The organism is Streptomyces chlorus, from assembly GCF_042655885.1.
In the GTDB taxonomy this organism is placed as follows: domain Bacteria; phylum Actinomycetota; class Actinomycetes; order Streptomycetales; family Streptomycetaceae; genus Streptomyces; species Streptomyces chlorus.
Genome location: NZ_JBHSOA010000009.1, coordinates 397839 through 418452, shown reverse-complemented (window position 1 = coordinate 418452; position 20614 = coordinate 397839). Strand labels below are relative to the sequence as shown.

Annotated in this window: 16 protein-coding genes and 1 pseudogene; 9 read left to right on the top strand and 8 right to left on the bottom strand. The window is 71.5% G+C overall.

Annotated elements, in window-relative coordinates:
• Positions 1-29 precede the first annotated feature (29 nt).
• Positions 30-1175, bottom strand: a complete 1146-nt coding sequence (locus ACFPZI_RS06305; protein ID WP_381359247.1) for an ATP-binding protein — start codon at positions 1173-1175, stop codon at positions 30-32.
• A 132-nt stretch (positions 1176-1307) separates the two neighbouring features.
• Here ACFPZI_RS06305 and ACFPZI_RS06300 point away from each other — a divergent pair, with 132 nt between their 5' ends.
• The gene (locus ACFPZI_RS06300; RefSeq protein WP_381359244.1) at positions 1308-2666 is read left to right on the top strand and encodes an SWIM zinc finger family protein; all 1359 of its coding nucleotides are present in this window, start codon (positions 1308-1310) and stop codon (positions 2664-2666) included.
• Positions 2667-2925: 259 nt separating this feature from the next.
• On the top strand, positions 2926-4500 hold the full coding sequence (locus ACFPZI_RS06295) for a DUF5691 domain-containing protein (protein ID WP_381359544.1): 1575 nt from the start codon (positions 2926-2928) through the stop codon (positions 4498-4500).
• 131 nt (positions 4501-4631) lie between these two features.
• Here ACFPZI_RS06295 and ACFPZI_RS06290 read toward each other — a convergent pair whose 3' ends face one another.
• A complete protein-coding gene (locus ACFPZI_RS06290; RefSeq protein WP_055592933.1) occupies positions 4632-5048 on the bottom strand; it encodes a cobalamin B12-binding domain-containing protein in 417 nt (138 codons plus the stop codon).
• A 458-nt stretch (positions 5049-5506) separates the two neighbouring features.
• On the opposite strand from ACFPZI_RS06290, the pseudogene ACFPZI_RS06285 reads away from it, so the two are divergent.
• Together ACFPZI_RS06285 and ACFPZI_RS06280 are read left to right on the top strand one after the other, a co-directional pair.
• Positions 5507-6375 (top strand): annotated as a pseudogene (locus ACFPZI_RS06285) (esterase/lipase family protein).
• A gap of 186 nt (positions 6376-6561) precedes the next feature.
• Positions 6562-8415 (top strand): peptidoglycan DD-metalloendopeptidase family protein, encoded by a 1854-nt coding sequence (locus tag ACFPZI_RS06280; protein WP_381359241.1) that lies wholly within the window; start codon positions 6562-6564, stop codon positions 8413-8415.
• 202 nt (positions 8416-8617) lie between these two features.
• Here ACFPZI_RS06280 and pcrA read toward each other — a convergent pair whose 3' ends face one another.
• Positions 8618-11137, bottom strand: coding sequence for a DNA helicase PcrA (gene pcrA / locus ACFPZI_RS06275; RefSeq protein WP_381359238.1), 2520 nt, complete (start codon positions 11135-11137; stop codon positions 8618-8620).
• Positions 11138-11616: 479 nt separating this feature from the next.
• On the opposite strand from pcrA, the gene ACFPZI_RS06270 reads away from it, so the two are divergent.
• The gene (locus tag ACFPZI_RS06270; protein WP_381359236.1) at positions 11617-12822 is read left to right on the top strand and encodes a C40 family peptidase; all 1206 of its coding nucleotides are present in this window, start codon (positions 11617-11619) and stop codon (positions 12820-12822) included.
• Between the two features lie 182 nt (positions 12823-13004).
• Complete coding sequence (locus ACFPZI_RS06265; RefSeq protein ID WP_381359233.1) at positions 13005-14024, top strand: tellurite resistance/C4-dicarboxylate transporter family protein; 1020 nt, start codon at positions 13005-13007, stop codon at positions 14022-14024.
• Here the strand turns inward: ACFPZI_RS06265 and ACFPZI_RS06260 are convergent.
• Positions 14002-14355 (bottom strand): hypothetical protein, encoded by a 354-nt coding sequence (locus ACFPZI_RS06260; protein ID WP_381359230.1) that lies wholly within the window; start codon positions 14353-14355, stop codon positions 14002-14004. The two genes, ACFPZI_RS06265 and ACFPZI_RS06260, sit on opposite strands and share 23 nt — an antisense overlap.
• A gap of 385 nt (positions 14356-14740) precedes the next feature.
• On the opposite strand from ACFPZI_RS06260, the gene ACFPZI_RS06255 reads away from it, so the two are divergent.
• Positions 14741-15790, top strand: coding sequence for a C40 family peptidase (locus ACFPZI_RS06255; RefSeq protein ID WP_381359228.1), 1050 nt, complete (start codon positions 14741-14743; stop codon positions 15788-15790).
• Between the two features lie 65 nt (positions 15791-15855).
• On the opposite strand, the gene ACFPZI_RS06250 is transcribed toward ACFPZI_RS06255, so the two are convergent.
• Genes ACFPZI_RS06250 through ACFPZI_RS06240 form a run of 3 tightly spaced genes read right to left on the bottom strand, consistent with a single transcriptional unit; the run spans position 15856 to position 18032 of the window.
• The gene (locus ACFPZI_RS06250; protein ID WP_381359541.1) at positions 15856-15990 is read right to left on the bottom strand and encodes a DUF397 domain-containing protein; all 135 of its coding nucleotides are present in this window, start codon (positions 15988-15990) and stop codon (positions 15856-15858) included.
• Positions 15991-16707 (bottom strand): LuxR C-terminal-related transcriptional regulator, encoded by a 717-nt coding sequence (locus ACFPZI_RS06245; RefSeq protein ID WP_381359538.1) that lies wholly within the window; start codon positions 16705-16707, stop codon positions 15991-15993.
• A 32-nt stretch (positions 16708-16739) separates the two neighbouring features.
• Positions 16740-18032, bottom strand: a complete 1293-nt coding sequence (locus ACFPZI_RS06240) for an ATP-binding protein (protein ID WP_381359225.1) — start codon at positions 18030-18032, stop codon at positions 16740-16742.
• A gap of 179 nt (positions 18033-18211) precedes the next feature.
• Here ACFPZI_RS06240 and ACFPZI_RS06235 point away from each other — a divergent pair, with 179 nt between their 5' ends.
• Complete coding sequence (locus ACFPZI_RS06235; RefSeq protein WP_381359223.1) at positions 18212-19657, top strand: PspC domain-containing protein; 1446 nt, start codon at positions 18212-18214, stop codon at positions 19655-19657.
• Entirely contained in the window at positions 19644-19877 is a 234-nt protein-coding gene (locus ACFPZI_RS06230; RefSeq protein WP_381359220.1) for a hypothetical protein, read from the top strand. The genes ACFPZI_RS06235 and ACFPZI_RS06230 overlap by 14 nt, the downstream gene beginning before the upstream one ends.
• Positions 19878-20076: 199 nt before the next feature.
• Here ACFPZI_RS06230 and ACFPZI_RS06225 read toward each other — a convergent pair whose 3' ends face one another.
• Complete coding sequence (locus tag ACFPZI_RS06225) at positions 20077-20607, bottom strand: DoxX family protein (RefSeq protein WP_381359217.1); 531 nt, start codon at positions 20605-20607, stop codon at positions 20077-20079.
• Positions 20608-20614 lie beyond the last annotated feature (7 nt).

The following is a 20614-nucleotide window of genomic DNA, read 5'->3' as shown; positions in this document are numbered from 1 at the left end:
CGGCTCCCGACGTGTCCTCCCCCTGCCGTTCACGCGCCGGCCTCCCGGCAGGCCCGGTAGAAGTCCGTCCAGCCGTCGCGCTCGCGGACGACGGTCTCCATGTACTCCTGCCAGATGACGCGGTCCGCCGCCGGGTCGCGGACGACCGCGCCGTGTATGCCTGCCGCGACGTCCCCGGCCCGCAGCACGCCGTCGCCGAAGTGGGCTGCCAGCGCCAGCCCGTTGGTGACGACGGAGATCGCCTCGGCGGTCGACAGCGTGCCGCTGGGCGACTTCAGCTTCGTCCGGCCGTCAGTGGTGACCCCGTCGCGCAGCTCGCGGAAGACGGTGACGACCCGGCGGATCTCGTCGATGCCGTCGGGCGCGGCCGGCAGGTCGAGGGAGCGGCCGATCTGGTCCACGCGGCGCGAGACGATGCCGACCTCCGCCTCGGGGGTCTCCGGCAGTGGCAGCACCACGGTGTTGAAACGGCGGCGCAGGGCGCTGGACAGGTCGTTGACCCCGCGGTCGCGGTCGTTGGCGGTGGCGATCAGGTTGAAGCCGCGGACCGCCTGCACCTCCTGGCCCAGTTCGGGAATCGGCAGTGTCTTCTCCGACAGGATCGTGATGAGCGTGTCCTGGACATCGGCCGGGATACGGGTCAGTTCCTCGACGCGGACCGTCATCCCGTCCGCCATCGCGCGCATGACGGGGCTGGGCACAAGAGCGTCGCGGCTGGGCCCGTGGGCGAGCAGCCGGGCGTAGTTCCAGCCGTAGCGGATGGCCTCCTCCGGGGTTCCGGCGGTGCCCTGGACCAACAGAGTGGAGTCGCCGCTGACCGCGGCGGCGAGGTGCTCGGACACCCAGGTCTTCGCGGTGCCGGGCACTCCGAGCAGGAGCAGCGCGCGATCGGTGGCCAGGGTGGTGACGGCGACCTCGACGATGCGGCGCGGGCCCACGTACTTGGGTGTGATCACTGTGCCGTCCGCCAGCGTGCCGCCGAGCAGATAGGTCGCGACGGCCCACGGGGACAGCTTCCACCGGGCGGGCCGCGGACGGTCGTCCTGCTCGGCCAGTGCGGCGAGTTCGGCGGCGAAGGCGTCCTCGGCATGCGCCCGCAGGATCTCGGCCGCGGCCGCGGGCACGGAGCCGTTCCGACGCGGGTCGACGGATGTCGGTTCAACGGAGACAGTCATGGCGGAGTCCCCCTCCAGCTCAGCCGGTTCGGATCTGGTGACCACCCTGCACCACGCCACTGACAATCACTGTGACCTGGGCGAACGCAATCGCTGGGCCGATTGTCAGTGGGGGGATCTACCTTCGATGACATGACTTTGCAGGGGGTGCGCCGGACCGCGGACCAGGTGCTGGCCTTGGCGCCCGACACCGCGTCGCGCAAGGCGGGAAGCAGACTCGGCGCAGCCGGCCCGTGGTCCGGAGCCGGCAGTTCGGGCGAGGGTGCGTTGTGGGGGCTGTGCAAGGGCAGCGGCAGCAAGCCGTACCGGACGGTGGTCGACCTCGCGGACGTCTCCGGGCCCGCGTACAAGTGCAGTTGCCCGAGCCGTAAGTTCCCGTGCAAGCACGCGCTCGGTCTGCTGCTGCTCTGGGCGGGCGACGAAGGGGCGGTGCCGCAGGCGGAGGTGCCGGAGTGGGCCGGTCAGTGGATCGAGGGCAGGCGCGGGCGCGCAGAGCAGAAGAAGGCCACGGCCTCCCCATCGGGTTCCTCGTCCGGGCCCGCCGATCCGGAGGCGGCCCGGCGCAGGGCGGAGCGGCGCGCCGAGCGGGTCACGGCGGGTGCGTCGGAGCTGGAGCAGCGGCTGGCGGACCTGCTCCGCGGCGGGCTGGCCGGGGCGGAGCAGTCCGGGTACGGCCTGTGGGAGGAGACGGCGGCCCGGATGGTCGACGCCCAGGCGCAGGGACTGGCCACCAGGGTGCGCGAGGTGGGGGCGGTCCCGGGCACGGGTCCGGGCTGGCCGGCCCGGCTGCTGGAGGAGTGCGCGCTGCTCCACCTCCTCGATCAGGGCTGGCTGCGTCGCGAGCGGCTGCCGGAGGCCCTGGCCGCGACGGTCCGCTCCCGCATCGGCCTGCCGGCCTCGGCGGACGGTCCGCCGGTGCGCGACCGCTGGCTGGTCCTCGCCCAGTACGACACGGCGGACGCGCGTCTGACGACCCGCCGGATCTGGCTGTACGGCACACAGTCGCGGCACACCTCACTGCTCCTCTCCTACGGCGCCGCGGGGCGTGCCCCCGAACCGGCGCTGCCCGTGGGGCTGGCCCTGGACGCGGAGCTGTCCGCCTATCCGGGCGCGGGGCAGGCGCGGGCGGCACTGGGCGAGCAGTTCGCGCCGCCCGCCCCCACAACCGAACGGCCACCCGGGACGACGACGACCCTGGCCACCGCCCGGTACGGCGACGCGCTGCGCGACGATCCCTGGCTGGATTCGGTGCCGGTGACCCTGGGCCGGGTGATACCGGTCCCGGACGGCGACTCCTGGCAGCTCGCGGACGCGGACGAGGACACGGCTTTGCCGCTCACCCCGGCCGCGCGTTCCCGTCCCGGCCTGTGGCGTCTCGTCGCTCTCTCGGGCGGCGCACCGGTCAAGGTCTTCGGCGAGTGCGGTCACCGGGGATTCACCCCGCTGTCGGCCTGGCCGGAGGGGCCCGGAGAGGTGGTGCCGCTGTGCTGAGCCGCCTCTCCATGCCTTTCCCCGGCCGTTCCCCGGGCATCGCCGCGGACCCGGTGCGCGAGACCTCTCGGCCGCTCGCGGACACCCGCCGGAAAGGAAACTCTTGAACAGGACCGTCACCGCCGCGGCACCGTCCGGCCCGCACGCCACCGCCCCCTCCGGCCCGGCCTCGCCCACCGCGGGCTCGACGGACACCTCGGACGTATCGAGCTCGGCGGCCTCGTCGGGCTCGTCTCTCCCGGACGTCTGGGAGGACCTCGTGACCACCGCACTGCTGGGGACGGATCGCCGCACTCCGGCGGGCTCCGCCTCCGGTGCGAACGCCCCGGCGGCCCTGCTGGACGCAGCGGCCGTGGCGACCGTACGGCGCCGGGCCGGGCTGCGCCCTGCCAGGGCGGCCGAGCGTCCGCGGCCGGCGCCCGAGGACCCGCGCCCCCAGCTGCCGCCCGCCGCCGCCCGCCGGCTGACGATGCTGCTCACCGACCGCTCCGGCGCCTCCGGCGGTGGCCGCCGGGGCGCGGCACCGGATCTGCTGGAACTGCTGCCCCAGTGGCTCGCGGCAGCGAACGCCCACGGTTTCGCGGCGCCCCCGCCGGCGCTGCCCGCGCTGCTCGACGCCGCGCGGGGGCGTACGGATCTACGGCCGGCGGCCCTGCGGCTCGCGGGGCCGCGAGGCCTGTGGCTGGCCCGCCTCAACCCGGACTGGCGGTTCGCCCTGCGCTCGGCGCCGGGCGGGGGCACGTCGCTTCCGGGGCCCGGGAAGACGGAGAGAGTCCTGCGGCTCTGGCAGGAGGGTCTCTTCGCGGAGCGGGTCGCCGTGCTCTCCTCACTGCGCTCCCGCGAGCCCGCCGCCGCGCGCGAACTGCTCGCGACGACCTGGGCGACGGAGCGGGCCGAGGACCGGCTGATGTTCCTCGACTCGCTGCGCACCCGCCTCGGCCCGGCCGACGAGCCGTTCCTGGAGCAGTCGCTCGCCGACCGCAGCCGCAATGTACGGGCGACGGCCGCCGAGTTGCTGTCGGCGCTGCCCGGCTCGGCCCTCGCGCAACGTATGGCGGTCCGGGCCGGGGCATGCGTGGCCGTGGACCACATGCGGGACGCGCCCATGCTCACGGTCGAGGCGCCGCACGAGTGCGACGCGGGCATGGAGCGGGACGGTGTGGTGGCCAAGGCTCCCGCGGGCCGGGGTGAACGGTCGTGGTGGCTGGGGCAGCTGGTGGAGGCAGCGCCCCTGGGTACGTGGTCGCGCCGGCTCGGCGGGCGTACGCCGCAGCAGATCGTGGCCCTGCCGGTCGGGGACGACTGGCAAAGCGAGCTGCACGCGGCCTGGTGCCGCGCGGCGGTGCGCCAGCGGGACGCCGAGTGGGCACAGGCACTGCTCGGCGAGCCCTCCGCCGCGGAGGCGGGCGGCCCGGGGGCGGTGTCCCTGGCCGAGCGCGCCAAGCTGCTCGGCACTCTGGCTGCCGCCGAACGGGCTGAGTGGGTGGCCGGATTCATCGAGACACACGGACTGCCGGACGCGTTCCAACTACTCGGCGTGTGTGCGGTGCCGTGGGCGCCGCCGCTCGGGCGGGCCGTGGTGGACGCGCTCAACATCGCACGGGACGCGGGGAGTTACCCCTGGAGTTTCAGCGGGGTCATGGGGCTGGCCGAGCGCTGCCTCGATCCCCTGGAGGCGAGCCACCTCGACGCGCTCCTGGCCGTACCGGACGAGCCGGAGGATGCCTCACCGGGTGCCGGTGGCTACTGGTCGGAGGCGTTCCAGCGACTGGTCACCACCCTGCGCCTGCGCGCTGCGATGCTGGCGGAACTGAACCCGGCCGCCCAGCCCTGACACGCTCCCCCGTCACCACCCGCCGAACCCGGACCGCGCACCCATCACAGGGCGGAGCCCGGGGGCCGACAGCAACGCGCCGAGGCGCGGTGCCAGGCCCCACGAGCCCGGCCCGATCCGGACGACAGGTCCTACGCCTCCGCGGGGTGGCGTACGGTCGCGCGGACCCAGTCCACGATCGACGCGGTCGTCGCCCCCGGGGTGAAGATCGCCGCGACGCCCTTCTCCTTCAGCGGTGCGATGTCCGCCTCGGGGATGATCCCGCCGCCGAAGACCAGGATGTCCGCCGCGTCCCGCTCCTTGAGCAGGTCGATCACCGCCGCGAAGAGCGTGTTGTGCGCACCGGAGAGGATGGACAGGCCGATCGCGTCGGCGTCCTCCTGGATCGCGGTGTCGACGACCTGCTCGGGGGTCTGGTGAAGCCCGGTGTAGATGACTTCCATACCGGCGTCGCGCAGGGCGCGCGCGATCACCTTGGCCCCGCGATCGTGGCCGTCGAGCCCCGGTTTGGCCACCACCACGCGGATCGGACCGGCTGCCACACCCATCACTGCCTCCATGAAGCGACTACATCCATCCGTACCGACACATACCGCACACATCAGTCGTCCGGTACCCCTCACGAGTACCGCACACTCCGCCGCCCACTGGACCGACTGCGCCACCGCGGTACGGGCATCCCCGCCCGAACCGGCCGGGGAAGTGAACGAACGTTATCGCCAGCATCCCGCAACCGGCGGTTTCACGGTGCGGACCGAGGGGGAAATCACACAGAGGGACACGTTCGCTGCGCACCGTTCCGGGGCTTCGGGATCCGAACCTCGCGCCCATGCACCACACGGGCATCAGTGGGAACATGCGCATAAGGGATTTCGCGACGAGGCCGCCGTACACCGCGGCCGCACCAAGCGCCTGCCGCGCGCGACGTCGACCGCTTTCGTCGCGATGCCCCATGAGGGCACACGGGGACAGAGCTGTCCTTCCGCGTGCCGACAGGAGGTCGGCCATGAAGGTCACGGAGGCAGCGCTCCCCTTTCTGCCGCTCTGCCGGCGCCTGGCGCCGAACCGGCCGGCGGTTCTCTCCACCGCCCTGCTGAAAGCCACAGCCCTGGAGCTCGCGATCCTCGCGGGCCACGCCCTCCTCTATCCCGTCGGCATGGCTCAGGAGCGGCGGGACACGATCCCCGAGCTCCCCGCACCGGACGGCACCGCGAAGCTGCCGACGGAGGCCCGGCCCCCCGTCGTCCTGCTGCACGGATTCATCGACAACCGCTCGGTGTTCCTCCTGCTGCGCCGCAGCCTCGCCCAGCACGGCCGGCAGCGGGTCGAGTCGCTCAACTACTCTCCGCTGACGTGTGACATACGCGTCGCGGCCGAGCTGTTGGGCCGGCACATCGAGGAAGTGTGCGAGCGCACCGGCAGCAGCCGGGTCGATGTCGTCGGGCACAGCCTCGGAGGGCTGATCGGGCGGTACTACGTGCAGCGCCTGGGCGGTGACAGCCGCGTACGGACCCTGGTCACGCTGGGCACCCCGCATTCCGGCACCCGCGTCGCGCCGCTGGCCAACGCGCACCCGATCGTGCGCCAGATGCGTCCCGGCTCACCGGTGCTCGACGAGCTCGCCCGCCCTGCGTACGGCTGCCGCACGCACTTCGTCGCCTTCTGGAGCGACCTCGACCACATCATGGACCCGCTGGAAGCGGCTCGTGTCGAGCACCCGGACCTCATCGCGCAGAACGTGCGGGTGAGCGGCGTCGGCCACCTCGCCCTGCCCGTGCACCCCGCTGTGGCCTCCGGTATACGGCAGGCACTGGACACGGCGCACCCCGGGGAACCGACCGCCGGCCACGCGCGGACGGCCTGACGGTGGCCTGACCTCACCCCTCGCCCCCGCCCGACACGCCCGGATCTCCACTCTTGGCAACCACGGCGACATCACGTGTCCACCCGAACAACGACAGCCCCGCCCGGCCGACTTGAGTACGTGGACCCCAACAAATCTCGAACAAGTTTCGAACACAAAGCCAAGACCGCGCCTGCCCGCCGCCAAAACACGACCGAATGCCCGTTTCCTGCGCGCGTGAAACCTGCGAAAGATTGTCGCGCCCGCATACCGCCGGGTACAGTCGCCGCACTGCTCTGGCAGCCCCTGTTGTCGAGGCGAAAGAGAAGTTGGTGAACGACCGTCACCCGTCGGGGACCATGGCCCCGGCCCCGGCTTCCGACGCCTCGTCGGCGCACTACGCGTCGTACGGCACCCCGGAAGCCCAGTACGGCGACTTCACCATGTACGGCGGCTACGACGCAGGCGGTTTCGCCCCCGCGGGCCCGGAAACCGGCGGCCACGCCACCACGGCCTTCTCCGCCGACCCCCTCTTCGCCGGCCTCCCCGGCAACGGCCACGACCAGGGGTCGTACGCCACCGGAAACGCCACCGGAAACGCCACCGGAACGTGGTCCACCGCAGGCCACGACACCGCGCACTACGACGCGTACGCGACCCAGCAGCAGGTCGGCTACGACACCGGCTGCTACGACGCGACCGCCTGGACCACTGGGCAGCAGCAGGCACCGGAGGTGCCGCAGCAGGCCACGGCACCCGACACGAGCGGCCAGTGGGACTCCGGCGCGTGGCTCCGGCCCGACCAGGCCCAGAGCGCCGCCGATCCAACCCAGCAGTGGTACTGGGGCACCCAGACCTTCGACACCGGCGCCTACGACGCCACGCAGTGGAACTCCGACGGCAGCGCGGCAGCGCCGGCCCCCGGCGTCTACGCGGACCCCTACGAACACCAGGCCGTGCCCTTCGACCAGCAGGCCACGGCCACGTTCGAACAGCACCCCGATCTGCAGGCGTCCGCCGTCTCCACCGCCCCGGGCCTCGATCCGCAGGCTCCTGATTCCTCCACCTTCGATCCCCAGGCTCCCGCGCAGGAATCCGGTGAATCGAGCCGTGACTCCTACGAGCACGAGTCCTACGGGCAGGAGTCCTACGGGCAGGAGTCGCACGAGCAGGGCTCCTACGAGAACGTCCACGACGATCCGTACAGGCCCGCTCAGGACTCCTCGGGCGACACCGGTGAGCTGCCCGCGGTGGCCCCTCTCCTCGACGAGCAGGAGGAGTCGGCCCCAGTCCTCGTCCCCTCGCCGCGCACGGCGTCGCGTGGCGGGTCCCGTTCCCGCCGCCGTACGCCCGCCAAGCGCTCCGCGCTGCTGACGGTGGCCGTGCCCTCGGCGTGCGTCATGGGTGTCGCCGGTATCGCGGCGGCCTCGGTCGGCGATCTCGCGGAGGAAGGCGGCGGTCAGGAGACCAGGACGACCGCCGCGGACACGCAGCCGGTACAGCCCGCCGTGGCCAACAACCAGCTCGACACCCAGCTCGAGAGCCTTTCCGCCGGGGCGGACGACTTCGCCGACCGGGCCAGCCGTACCCAGGAACGCATCGACCTGAAGGAACAGCAGGCGGCCGACCGCAGGGTGGCGGTCGAGGAGGCGGCCCGCCAGGAACGACTGCGTCCGAAGTTCGCGCTCCCTGTCGCGCAGCACGGCCTCAGCGCCTACTACGGCCAGTCCGGTATCAACTGGATGTCCGTGCACAGCGGTATCGACTTCCCCGTCTCGTACGGCGCGACGGTGATGGCCGTGACCGACGGCACGGTCCGCACCCAGTACAACAGCGCCTACGGCAACATGATGATCGTGACGGCGATGGATGGCACGGAGACCTGGTACTGCCATCTCTCCAGCTACCAGGTCCCCTCCGGCACCACGGTGAAGGCCGGTCAGCCGATCGCGTTCTCCGGCAACTCGGGCAACTCGACCGGCCCGCACCTCCACTTCGAGGTCCGCCCGGCCGGCGGATCGGCGATCGACCCCCTGGCGTGGTTCCGCAGCCACGGCCTCGAGCCGTCGTAGAACCCTCCGGCCGTCGCAGAACCGGCCGTGGTCGGCGGGCGGCCTGCCTCAGAAGCAGAATTGGCCGAGCGTCGCAGACCGGCCGTCGGACCGATCCCGGGCAGACGCCCGTCCCCGCCCTTCCCCCGCCTCGCCCTGTGCATCGCCCGCGAGCCCTCGCCGCTCAGCAGCAGCGAAGGCTCCGGGTGTGCCGGACTCCCGGTTACAGCTTCTCGACCGGCGCGTACCGCAGCAGCAACCGCTTCGGCTTGGTGTCCCCGAAGTCGATCGTCGCCTCGGCGTTGCCGCCCGTGCCCTTCACCGCGACGACGGTGCCGAGCCCGAACTGGTCGTGCGTGACCCGGTCCCCGACCGTCAGCGACACCCCCGGCTTCTCGGCGGCCCGGCGCGTGGCGAAACCGGACGCGCCCGACGCCGACGAGCGGGATCGGGACGACGACAGCGAGGCCGCCACCCCGGACACCGGTCCGGAGGACACGGGCGCGGTCGCGCCCGTCCGCTTCCACTCCAGATGAGTGGCCGGGATCTCCTCCAGGAAACGCGAAGGCGGGTTGTACGACGGCTGTCCCCAGGCGCTGCGCAGCGTGGACCGGGTGAGGTACAGCCGTTCACGCGCACGCGTGATGCCGACGTACGCCAGGCGCCGCTCCTCCTCCAGTTCCTTGGTCTGCCCCAGGGCCCGCATGTGCGGGAAGACGCCGTCCTCCATGCCGGTCAGGAAGACGACCGGGAACTCCAGGCCCTTGGCGGTGTGCAGGGTCATCAGGGTGATGACGCCGGAACCGTCCTCGTCCTCGTCGGGGATCTGGTCGGAGTCGGCGACCAGGGCGACCTGCTCCAGGAAGTCGGCCAGTGTGCTCCTCGGGGCGGCGGCCCCTGATGTCACTGCACCCTCGCCGCGCTCCTGCTCGAACTCCAGGGCAACGGCGGCGAGTTCCTGGAGGTTCTCGATCCGGGTCTCGTCCTGCGGGTCGGTGGACGCCTGCAACTCGGCAAGGTAACCCGTACGTTCCAGGATCGCCTCCAGGACGGTCGCCGGGCCCGCGCCGGACTCGACGATCGTACGGAGGTCCTCCATCAGCGTGTTGAACCGCTTGACCGCGTTCGTGGAGCGCGCGGCCATGCCGTACGCCTCGTCGACGCGCTTCAGCGCCTGGGGGAAACTGATCTTCTCCCGCTGGGAGAGGGCGTCGATCATGGCCTCCGCGCGGTCGCCGATGCCCCGCTTGGGAACATTGAGGATGCGGCGCAGCGGCACCGAGTCCTCGGGGTTGGCGAGCACCCGCAGGTAGGCCAGGACGTCCCGGACCTCCTTGCGTTCGTAGAAGCGGACGCCACCGACGACCTTGTAGGGCAGGCCGACCCGGATGAAGATCTCTTCGAAGACACGGGACTGGGCGTTGGTGCGGTAGAAAACGGCGACATCGCCGGCCTTGGCCTCGCCCGCGTCCGTGAGACGGTCTATCTCGTCGGAGACGAACTGGGCCTCGTCGTGCTCGGTGTCGGCGACGTATCCGGTGATCTGCGCGCCGGCGCCCGCGTTGGTCCACAGGTTCTTGGGGCGGCGGGACTCATTGCGCTCGATGACGGCGTTGGCGGCGCTCAGGATCGTCTGCGTGGAGCGGTAGTTCTGCTCCAGCAGGATCGTCGTCGCGTCCGGGTAGTCCTCCTCGAACTGGAGGATGTTGCGGATGGTCGCGCCGCGGAAGGCGTAGATCGACTGGTCGGCGTCGCCCACCACGCACAGTTCGGCGGGCGGCAGGTCGTCCGCGCTCGGCGGTACGTCGGCGGGGTGCCCCGCGGGGCGCTCGGCGGTGCCGACGAGTTCGCGCACGAGGGCGTACTGAGCGTGGTTGGTGTCCTGGTACTCGTCCACGAGGACGTGCCGGAAACGGCGGCGGTAGTGCTCGGCGACGTCCGGGAAGGCCCGGAACAGGTTGACCGTGGCCATGATCAGGTCGTCGAAGTCGAGCGCGTTGGCCTCGCGCAGCCGCGACTGGTAGAGCGCGTAGGCCTGGGCGAGGGTCTTCTCGAAGCCGTCGCCCGCCTGCGCGGCGAAGTCCTCCTCGTCGATCAGCTCGTTCTTCAAATTGCTGATCTTGGCGCTGAAGGACTTGGGCGGGAAGTGCTTCGGGTCGAGGTCCAGGTCGCGGCAGACCAGGGCCATCAGGCGCTTGGAGTCGGCGGCGTCGTAGATGGAGAACGACGACGTGAAGCCGAGCTTCTTGCTCTCGCGGCGCAGGATGCGCACACAGGCACTGTGGAACGTCATCACCCACATCGCGCCCGCGCGCGGGCCGACGAGCTGCTCGACACGCTCCCTCATCTCGCCGGCGGCCTTGTTGGTGAAGGTGATCGCCAGGATCTGGCCCGGGTGGACGCTTCGCGCGGCAAGCAGGTAAGCGATGCGGTGCGTGAGCACGCGCGTCTTTCCGGAGCCGGCGCCGGCCACGATGAGCAACGGGGAGCCGGAGTGCGCGACGGCGGCGCGCTGGTTGTCGTTCAGCCCTTCCAGGAGGGCCGCGGGGTCCAGCACCGGGCGCGGGGCGCCGTCGCGGTAGTGGGTGTCCCGGTCCGGCGGCACGTCGAACTTCCCGCCGAACAGATCGTCCGGAACCTGCTCCGGTACATGATCGTCCTCGGGTGGTGGCGGGGGTTCCTCCGCGGGGCCGCGCCGGGCCTGGAGGTCCGCCAGGAAGCTGTCGTCAAAGAGGCTGCTCATCGCCCTCCGAGTCTAGGGCGCCCCACTGACAACCTGCGGCCACCCCGAGAACATCCCCGTATTCCGGCGACCGCCGCCGCCCCGCGTCCGGTGACCGGACGCATCTCCACCCTGGAGGACCACACCCTCACCCTGGGTGACGTGACGAAGAAGGTCACGAAAATGTATCGGGCATATCACCCATCAACCTTCACACGAGGCACATGAGTTGGCTACGGTTCGGGCGGGCCGCGCGACCCCCACCGGCGAACCTCGCCGGGCGAGCGGCCTCCGCCGAGTCCGTCACTGCCGCCGCGGCAGCCGGAGCCGGGGACCCGCCGGGAACCCGGGGTGAATCGGCCCGCTCCCTCCCCGGAGCAGCCGTAGGGCAGCCCTTCCGGCCTACCCACTCGCACCCCTCCCGAATCTCCCTGGGGCCAGGACGGCCGGGGAGCCCCTGCCGTTCCCCCGCGGCGGAACGTTGGAAGGAGTCGCCTCCCTTGGCGTCGCACCGCAAGTCGCGCACCCCGGGTACGCGCGTGACCGGCATACGGCCCCCCGCTCTCGCCACGGCGGCCCTCACCTCCGTCGCCCTCCTCTCCCAGACGGCCGACGCCGCGCCCTCGGACGACGGCCGGCCGAGCCTGGAGGAGGTCGAGAAGAAGGTCGGCGACCTGTACCGCCAGGCGGAGTCGGCGACCGAGAAGTACAACGCGGCCAAGGAGCAGACCGCGAAGCAGCGCAAGCGTGCCGACACCCTCCTCGACGACGTGGCCAAGCGCACCCAGACGCTCAACGAGGCGCGGGAGGAACTGGGTTCCTTCGCCGCCGCCCAGTACCGGACCGGTGTCGGCGTCCCCGACACGGCGACCTTCCTGCTCTCGGACTCCCCACAGGACTTCTTCGACCGGAACCAGCTGATGGACCGGATGACCGGCCGCCAGAAGGTAGCGGTCGACGACTACGTCACCCAGCAGTCCGAGACGATGGAGAAGCGCAAGGAGGCCACCGAGAGCCTCGCGACGCTCACCGAGTCGCAGGACGACCTGAAGACCGCCAAGGCCACGGTCCAGAAGAAGCTCAGCACCGCGCGTGAGCTGATGTCGAAGCTGACCACCGAGGAGAAGGCGCGGCTCGCGGCGGCCGAGAAGAAGCAGCAGCAAGAGGCCACCCGCAAGGCTGCCGAGCTCGCCCAGCAGCAGGCGGAGCGGCAGAAGGCCGAGGAGGAGGCACGGCAACAGCAGCAGGAAGAGGAGAGCGGCTCCTCCGGCACTTCTTCCGACTCCTCCGGCTCCACGTCGGCCACACCGCCGGCCACGCCGTCGGCCTCGACGGACTCCTCGTACGCGGCCAAGGCCGAGAAGGCCCTCGCCTTCGCCCGCGCGCAGATCGGCAAGCCCTACGTCTGGGGCGCCACCGGTCCCGGCTCCTACGACTGCTCGGGCCTGACCCAGGGCTCGTGGAAGGCCGCCGGGGTCTCCCTCCCCCGCACCACCTACGACCAGGTCGAGGCCGGCACCACGGTTGCGGTGTCCCAGGCCCAGCCCGGTGACCTCGTCTTCTTCTACGACGACATCACTCATGTGGGCATCTACATCGGCAACGGCATGATGATCCACGCGCCGAAGCCCGGCACCTACGTCCGCGAGGAGTCGATCTTCTACGACGGCGAGTCGTCGATCCACAGCGTGGTCCGCCCGGCCTGACGGACGCCGGACCGGGCGGGATGCGGCCTGGTGCGATACGACCTGGTGGCCCTGGTGCGATGCGGTGTGATGCGGCCCCGGTGTGTTGCCGTAGTCCATGTGCTGACGCCATATGTGCGGCGCCCTTCCGGTCACCGCGCGGTGAGCCTTTCCCGCGCGGCGGACTCTTCTAGCATCGGCCCATGCCCGCCCCTCCTCCCGCCCTCTCCGCCTCCCCCTTTCGTGCCTGGTGGGCGCAGCGTTCCCCGGCGGCCGGCGCCGCCGTGATGGCGACCGGCATCGTGTCGGTGGCCCTGCACCTGGCGGAGTGGGAGATCCTCTCGCGGATCTTCCTCGTGCTCGCCTGCGCCGCCTGGCTGGGGCTGGCGGCGGAGTTCGTCCTACGGCTGCTGCGGGAACGCGAGCGATGGGTTTCGGAGGCGAAGACTCCGGATGCGCTCACCGCGGTCGCCGCGACGACCATGCTCGGCACACGGGTGTCCGCGCTGGGCCACAACGCGCTCGCCGGGGCACTGCTCGCGCCGGCCACGGTGCTCTGGCCGGTGCTGCTCGTCCTGGTCGTACGACGCTGGCGCCCGCGCATGCCCGGATCGGTGTTCCTGTGCTGCGTGGCCACGCAGGGGCTCGCCGTCCTGGCCGCGACGCTCGCCGCGGCCGAGTCGGCGGCCTGGCTCGCGCGGGTGGCGCTGGTGCTGTTCTGGTCTGGGCTGGTGCTCTACGTCCTCGCCCTGTTCCGTTTCGACCTGCGGCAGGTGACCGAGGGGGCCGGGGACCACTGGGTCGCGGGCGGGGCGATCGCCATCTCGGCGCTCGCCGGGGCGGAACTGCTCGCCGCCGACAGTGCCCGGCTGTATCTGTGGAACGACGACGACCTCGGTGTCCTGCGCGTGACGACCTTCGGCCTGCTGGTGCTCGACCTGGTCTGGTACGGCGTACTGCTGGTCGGTGAGGCCGTCCGGCCGCGGCCGCGGTACGACACGCGGCGCTGGTCGACCGTGTTCCCCCTGGGCATGACGGCAGCGGCGGCGCTGGGCGCGTCCGCCGCCGTCGGCGTCCCGTGGCTCGAGGGCCTGGGACGTGTGCTGCTGTGGGTCGCGGTGGCCGTCTGGCTGGTGGTCGCCGTCGGTGCGGTGCTCTCGGCGCGGGCCGCGATCACGTCCGGACCCGTGCGAGGACCCGTCAGGTCCAGAGCACGGCGATGAAGATGTTCGCCGTGGTCAGCAGGCCCACCAGGCCGAACAGGCCCTTGTCCACCTTCTCCTCGTCCCGCTTCACGTAGACCAGGCCGAGGATCACGATCAGCAGGGCCAGCTTGATGCCGATCTTGAGGTGGTTGACGGACTGGTCGTCTGCCTCGTTGAGGCCGACCAGGACGATACCGGTGACCAGCATCGTCACCGCGCCGTGCAGCATGGCGGGGACGAAGCGGGCGGCGCCCTGCCCCATGGCCTTCATCTGGGTGAGGAAGCCGCCGAGCAGCGACGCGATGCCGATGATGTGCAGTCCGACGAAGAAATGGGTGAGTACGTCCATGGAACCGGAGCCTAACCAGGCCCCCGCCCCTGCCCGACACCGCCCCGGCCCTCCGGCTTCTTGTCCCGACGCGCTTCATAGCAGCCGGATCCACTCCCCCACCCCGCATTCGGCACTTTGATCATCGCGCTGACTGAAGGCGACGGCCTTGACTCGCCCCGTCGGCCTCTTACGGTCACCCAACGATCCACTCACGTCACTTCCGATCAACCCGTCACTAGGCCGTCAGGGCCCGGAATAGCGTCCTCCAGGTGACCGGCTCCCCACCGCCGCCCGGACCAGGGGCGGCAGCCGGACACCACCGCCCGCAAGGCGCGGCGGCGGAGCCCTCCGACCGCCCGTACACACGGACCGGGCGGTCGTCGGGAAAGGACGTGGAGTCCACGTGGCAGCACACCGCAAGCCCAGACAGCTCCTGATGGGCGGCGGCAGGACCCGCAGGGCCGTCACGCTCGCCCTCGCCGGCGCGGCCACCGCGACCGGATTCGACGGGACGGGGCACGCCGAGCCTCAGCTGGCACCGGGACAGGTCGAGGCCAAGGCCGACAAGCTGTTCCAGGAGGCGGAGGCCGCCACCGAGAAGTACAACGGTGCGAAGGAGAAGGCGGAGTCGGCCCGGCGGCGGCTGCACGACCTGCAGGACGAGGCCGCCCGCGAGGAGGACCGCCTCAACTCCGCACGGGCGACGCTGGGGTCGGTCGCGGCGGCGCAGTACCGCAGTGGCGGCCTCGACCCCGCCCTGCAACTCGTCCTCTCCGACGACCCCGACGGCTACCTGGACGGTGCCGCGTTCGCCGAACGGGCGGGCAGCCGCCAGAGCGCGGCCGTGGGACGGGTACGCACGCAACTCCGCGAGATCGAGCAGCTGCGCGGTGCCGCCCGTCTCGAACTCAGCTCACTGACGTCCCGCCAGGCGGAGCTGAAGCGGCACAAGAAGACGGTTACCGGCAAGCTGGACGCCGCACGCCGTCTGCTGTCCCGGCTGACACCCGAACAGCGCACGGAACGCACCGACGGCAGCACGGACCGCACCGGCCCGGCCGCCCCCGGCTCCGCCCCGGACTCGGTCACTTCCCAGGCACCCGGCCCCCGAGCCGCCGACGCCGTCTCCTACGCCTACCAGAAGCTCGGCAGCCCCTATGTCTGGGGCGCCACCGGCCCGAACGCCTTCGACTGCTCGGGCCTCGTCCAGGCCGCGTACCGCTCGGCGGGCGTGTCCCTGCCCCGCACGACCTACACGCAGATCAACACCGGCCGCCGCGTCCCACGGTCCGAGCTCCGCCCCGGCGACCTGGTCTTCTTCTACTCCGGCATCACCCACGTCGGCCTCTACATCGGCAACGGCCAAATGATCCACGCCCCGAACTCCGGATCGACGGTCCGCATCGCCCCGATCACCGAAATGCCCTTCGCGGGAGCCACTCGGGTGGCCTGACGGCCGGCTGGGATCGGGACCGGTGTTTCACTCCCGCTCCGGCCTCGGGGCTCCCCTTTCGAAGCTCAAGCTCCGGTACAGGCGTACGCGATGAACGCGGTCCAGGCGCCCCCAGCAACGGCGAACCGAGGGCTCTGAGGGCCGAGCTTCGAGTCTCGGACGTGGAGGGTGCGGGAGCAGGGGGCAACTTCGACGACCAGTCACACCAGACGGCGAGCCGTCGCCCAGCGGGTCAGTTCGTGCCGGTTGGAGAGCTGGAGCTTCCGCAGCACCGCCGAGACATGGGACTCGACCGTCTTCACCGAGATGAAGAGCTGCTTGGCGATCTCCTTGTACGCGTATCCCCGGGCGATCAGCCGCAGCACCTCGCGCTCGCGCTGGGTGAGGCGGTCGAGGTCCTCGTCGACCGGCGGGGCGTCGGTCGAGGCGAAGGCGTCGAGGACGAAGCCGGCCAGGCGGGGGGAGAAGACGGCGTCGCCCTCCTGGACCCGGAAGACCGAGTCGACCAGGTCGGTCCCGGTGATCGTCTTGGTCACGTATCCGCGGGCGCCGCCCCTGATCACGCCGATCACGTCCTCCGCCGCGTCCGAGACGGACAGCGCGAGGAAACGGACCGGCTGCTCGGTGTTGCCCATCAACGGGGCGCAGCGGCGGAGCACTTCCACGCCGCCGCCACCGGGCAGGTGCACGTCGAGGAGGACGACTTCGGGGCGGGTCGCGGTGATGACCGTGACCGCCTGGTCGACGTCCGCAGCCTCGCCGACCACCTCGACGCCGGTCTGTTCGGTCTGTCCGATCTCGGCCTGGACACCCGTGCGGAACATGCGGTGGTCGTCGACGAGGACGACACGCACATGGCGTCCGGCGCCGCTGGTGGGCTGCGCGGACTCGGCGGCCTGGGCAGCCGGTCCCTCCATTCCGTTCGACTCGGTCGGCTCGTTCGGCTCGCTCATGACGTGTTCTCCGCCCTCTCCATCTCCAGCTCGACCTCCGTGCCGCCGTCCGGCACCGCGCGCAGCCGCGCCGTGCCGCCGTTGCGCTCCATGCGGCCGATGATCGATTCTCTGACACCCATGCGGTCGGCGGGTATCGAGTCGAGGTCGAAGCCGGGACCGCGGTCCCGGACGGACACGAAGACCGTCCTTCCCTCGACTTCGGCGTAGACCTGTACGGCACCCCCCTCGCCACCGTACTTGGCCGCGTTCACCATCGCTTCGCGCGCGGCCTGCATCTGCGGGCCGATCTTCTCGTCGAGCGGGCAGTCGCCTACGACGACGACCTCGATGGGGACGCCGTGCTTGTCCTCCACCTCCGCGGCGTTGCGCCGTACGGCGTCGGCGAGGGTGGTGGGCTCGTCGGCCTCGTCCTTGCCGGTGCCCTCGGGCTTGTAGAGCCAGTTGCGCAGGTCGCGCTCCTGGGCGCGGGCGAGCCTGCGCACCTCTCCCGGACTGTCGGCGTTGCGCTGGATCAGGGTGAGGGTGTGCAGCACCGAGTCGTGGACGTGGGCGGCGACCTCGGCGCGCTCCTGCGCACGGATGCGCATCAGCCGTTCCTCGGAGAGGTCCTGGGTCATGCGCACGAGGTAGGGACCGGCGAGGAGCGTGACCCCGACGAGGACCGCGAGGGCCGCCTGGAGCACCGATCCCAGGTGGGCCCCGGAGCCCCGGAGGACGAAGATGCCCGACACACCGGTCGTCACCAGCAGTACGCCGGCGCCGGCCCGCAGCAGGGTGACCGTGCGGCGGCGGCTGCCGACCTCGACCCAGCGAGCCCGGCGCGCGTTGTCCGCCTGCCGCCAGACCAGGGCGACGCCCGCGCCGACGAGCACGGTCGGCCAGAGGTAGGCCCTGGCGCCGTTGGACAGGTTCACATTGCCGACGAAAACCATGGCCACGACGACCATGAGGAGCAGGGCGACGATCTGGCCCTTGTCCGGTCTGCGGGTGACGAGTCTGCGCCGGCCGTCCGGCGAGCTCTCGGTCGCGACCAGCGTGGGCGGCTTCTGCGCGTCCACGCCGCCGACCCCGAGCGGTACGAAGAACCAGAAGGCGGCGTACAGCAGTGCGCCCAGACCGTCGGCCATGAACAGGCCGACGAAGACGAGCCGTACCCAGATCACGGGCAGCCCGAGGTGTCCGGCGAGCCCCCGCGCCACACCACCGAGCCAGCGTCCGTCACTGCTGCGGTAGAGCTTGCGCGGCGGCCGCGGCTCGGTGAGTGGCGCTGCTGCGGCTTCCGACATGCCACTGATGGTCACACGGCCCCTGGTTCCGAGGCATCAGGGTCGGCCCCGGAGACTCCCCTGATCTCCGGGAGCCCGGCCTCCCGAACGCTCCCCGGCCACCCCTCAGGGCCGATATCAGGGTCCGACCAGGGTCGTCCCGACTGCCGCCGCGGCGGCTCGCCCGTCACCATGGACTCATGACAGATCACCAGCACGCCGCGACGGGGCCGGGACCCGGCTCCGGCCCGCGCCCTCCCGAGGGCGCCGGGGCGCGGGAGGGCGCGCCTGCCGCAGGCGCGGCAGGCGGTACGGCGGCCGGGGAGACCGCCTCCGCCGGAGCTCCGCACCCTCCCGGCGAGGCACCCGTGTCCGAGCCGCCGCACCGCTTCCGGCGCGACCGCCGGCACCAGATGCTCGGCGGAGTGTGCTCCGGGCTCGGCCGGCAGTGCGACATGGACCCGGTGATCTTCCGCATCACGCTGGCGGTGCTCTCCGCCACCGGCGGCGTCGGCCTCATCTTCTACGGCTTCGCCTGGCTCCTCGTCCCGTACGAGGGCGAGGAGGAGAACGAGATCCGCAGACTGCTGACCGGCCGGGTCGACGGCCACACGCTGGCAGCCATACTCTTCGCGCTGGTCGGCTGCGGTGTCTTCCTCACCATGCTGAACAACGGCGGGGTGCTGAGCTTCGCCGTGATGCTCTCCCTGTTGCTCGCCGGTGCCGGGTACTGGTCGCGGCAGCGCGGTACCCCCAGCCCCGACCCCCTCGCCGCCCAGGCCGCCGCCGACGCCCCGCCGGAGCCCCAGGCACCGCCGGTTCCCGCCGCCTTCTCCTCGTGGTGGCGCGATCCCATCGTCAAGGACGGTACGCACATCGGCGGCACGGGCTATCTATGGGGCCCCCGGGGCTCCCGGGATCCGGACATCGCCTCCGTGATCAACGTCAGACTCGACCCCCACTCCTCCGCCCGCGACGACTCGCACGCCCAGCACCGGGCGACGAAGCCGCGCGGCCCCCGCTGGATCGGCGGCTGGATCTTCCTGCTCGCCCTGCTCGCGGCCGGCCTGGGCACAGGCCTGACCTGGCAGGAGCAGCCGCTCGGCACCAGCCTGCAGACCGGTCTCGCGTGTGCGCTCGCCGTCTTCGGAATCGGCCTGGCGGTCAGTGCTTTCCTGGGCCGCACCGGAGCGGGGTCGATCCTCCTGGCGGTCATCACCGCGGGGCTGCTCGCCGCCTCCTCCGCCGTGCCCAAGGACATCGGCACCGAGTGGATGCGCACCACCTGGGAGCCCGCCTCGGTCGCCCAGATACGCCCGGTCTACGACTTGGGCTCCGGCACCGGCACCCTGGATCTGTCCAAGGTGCGGGTGCCGGCGGGAGAGACCGTGTCGACGCGGGCAAACGTCGGTGTGGGCCGTATCCATGTGATCGTGCCCGAGGGCGTGACCGTGAAGCTCAGCATCGACGTAGGAGTGGGCGACATCCAGCTGCCCGGCGACAAGCAGAAGGACGTGGACGTGGCACCGGGCAAGCACAAGGAGGTGACCCTGCAGCCTCCCGCGGGCGTCAAGAAGACGGGAACGCTCGACCTGGACCTCCAGGTCGGTGCGGGACAGGCGGAGGTGAGCCGTGCTACGTCATGAGTTCCAGCCCGGCAGGCTGATCACCGGCCTCTTCCTGACCCTCGCCGCCGTGCTCTACGCAGGCGACGCGGGCGGTGCCTGGGAGACACCGTGGTTCGTCGTGATCCCCGTCGCCACGGGCGGCCTGTGCCTGGCCGGATCGGTGTCCGCGGTGACGGGACTGATACGCCGGCACAAACGCTCCGACGCTCGGGAGACCCGTACCAAGTCGCCCACCTGAGGACCCGACTTGGCAGGGTGACTCGATGGGGTGACCTGGCGAGGCCGGCCGGCGAGGCGACCTGGCCAACGGGTCGGGCGGGAAGGCGGGCCGGGCTCGATGCGGGTGGCCTGCCCCACCGGGGCAGACGGACCCGCCGGGGCGGGCTGTGGACCCGCGGGGGCGAAGGGGCGGACCCGCCCGTCCGAGGAGCGTGGTCCTACCGGTAGTGCCCCGCCCGCCGGCGCCGTCGCGACCTTAGGGCGGCGTCCACGGAGAGGAGGGGAGCACCTGCCAGCAGCAGCGGAGTCCAGGCCACGAGGTAAGGGAGGTCGTTGCCGTAGTAGTAGGGCTCGGCGGCCCAGCTCACGGTCAGCCACAGGCTGAGGGAGATCAGCGCCCCGCCGAGGGCGGCCAGCCGGGTGAGCAGACCGATCAGGATTCCGATCCCGACGGCCAACTCACCGAAGGCAATGGCGTAGCCGAAGGCGACCGGATTCTTCAGGGACATGTCGACCAGGGCGGGAATGGCCGAGGAATCGCGGACGGCCCGCATCATGTCGCCGATCGACCCGGCCCCGGCGCCCTTCATGAACGCGCTGTCGGTGAGTTTGTCGATTCCCGCATAGATGAAGGTGACGCCCAGAAAGATCCGCAGAGGAAGGAGGGCGTACCGGGTGGCAGTGTCCCGCCAGTCTCTGTCGCCATCAAGGTGAGGGCTGATGGTATCCGCTCGCGTACCGTGAGTCATTGCCGTC

Coding starts and splice junctions, on each gene's coding strand:
- ACFPZI_RS06305 (WP_381359247.1), bottom strand. CDS start 1,175: ATGACTGTCTCCGTTGAACCGACATCCGTCGACCCGCGTCGGAACGGC.
- ACFPZI_RS06235 (WP_381359223.1), top strand. CDS start 18,212: ATGACAGATCACCAGCACGCCGCGACGGGGCCGGGACCCGGCTCCGGC.
- ACFPZI_RS06265 (WP_381359233.1), top strand. CDS start 13,005: ATGCCCGCCCCTCCTCCCGCCCTCTCCGCCTCCCCCTTTCGTGCCTGG.
- pcrA (WP_381359238.1), bottom strand. CDS start 11,137: ATGAGCAGCCTCTTTGACGACAGCTTCCTGGCGGACCTCCAGGCCCGG.
- ACFPZI_RS06245 (WP_381359538.1), bottom strand. CDS start 16,707: ATGGAGGGACCGGCTGCCCAGGCCGCCGAGTCCGCGCAGCCCACCAGC.
- ACFPZI_RS06290 (WP_055592933.1), bottom strand. CDS start 5,048: ATGGGTGTGGCAGCCGGTCCGATCCGCGTGGTGGTGGCCAAACCGGGG.
- ACFPZI_RS06225 (WP_381359217.1), bottom strand. CDS start 20,607: ATGACTCACGGTACGCGAGCGGATACCATCAGCCCTCACCTTGATGGC.
- ACFPZI_RS06260 (WP_381359230.1), bottom strand. CDS start 14,355: ATGGACGTACTCACCCATTTCTTCGTCGGACTGCACATCATCGGCATC.
- ACFPZI_RS06300 (WP_381359244.1), top strand. CDS start 1,308: ATGACTTTGCAGGGGGTGCGCCGGACCGCGGACCAGGTGCTGGCCTTG.
- ACFPZI_RS06280 (WP_381359241.1), top strand. CDS start 6,562: ATGCCCGTTTCCTGCGCGCGTGAAACCTGCGAAAGATTGTCGCGCCCG.
- ACFPZI_RS06240 (WP_381359225.1), bottom strand. CDS start 18,032: ATGTCGGAAGCCGCAGCAGCGCCACTCACCGAGCCGCGGCCGCCGCGC.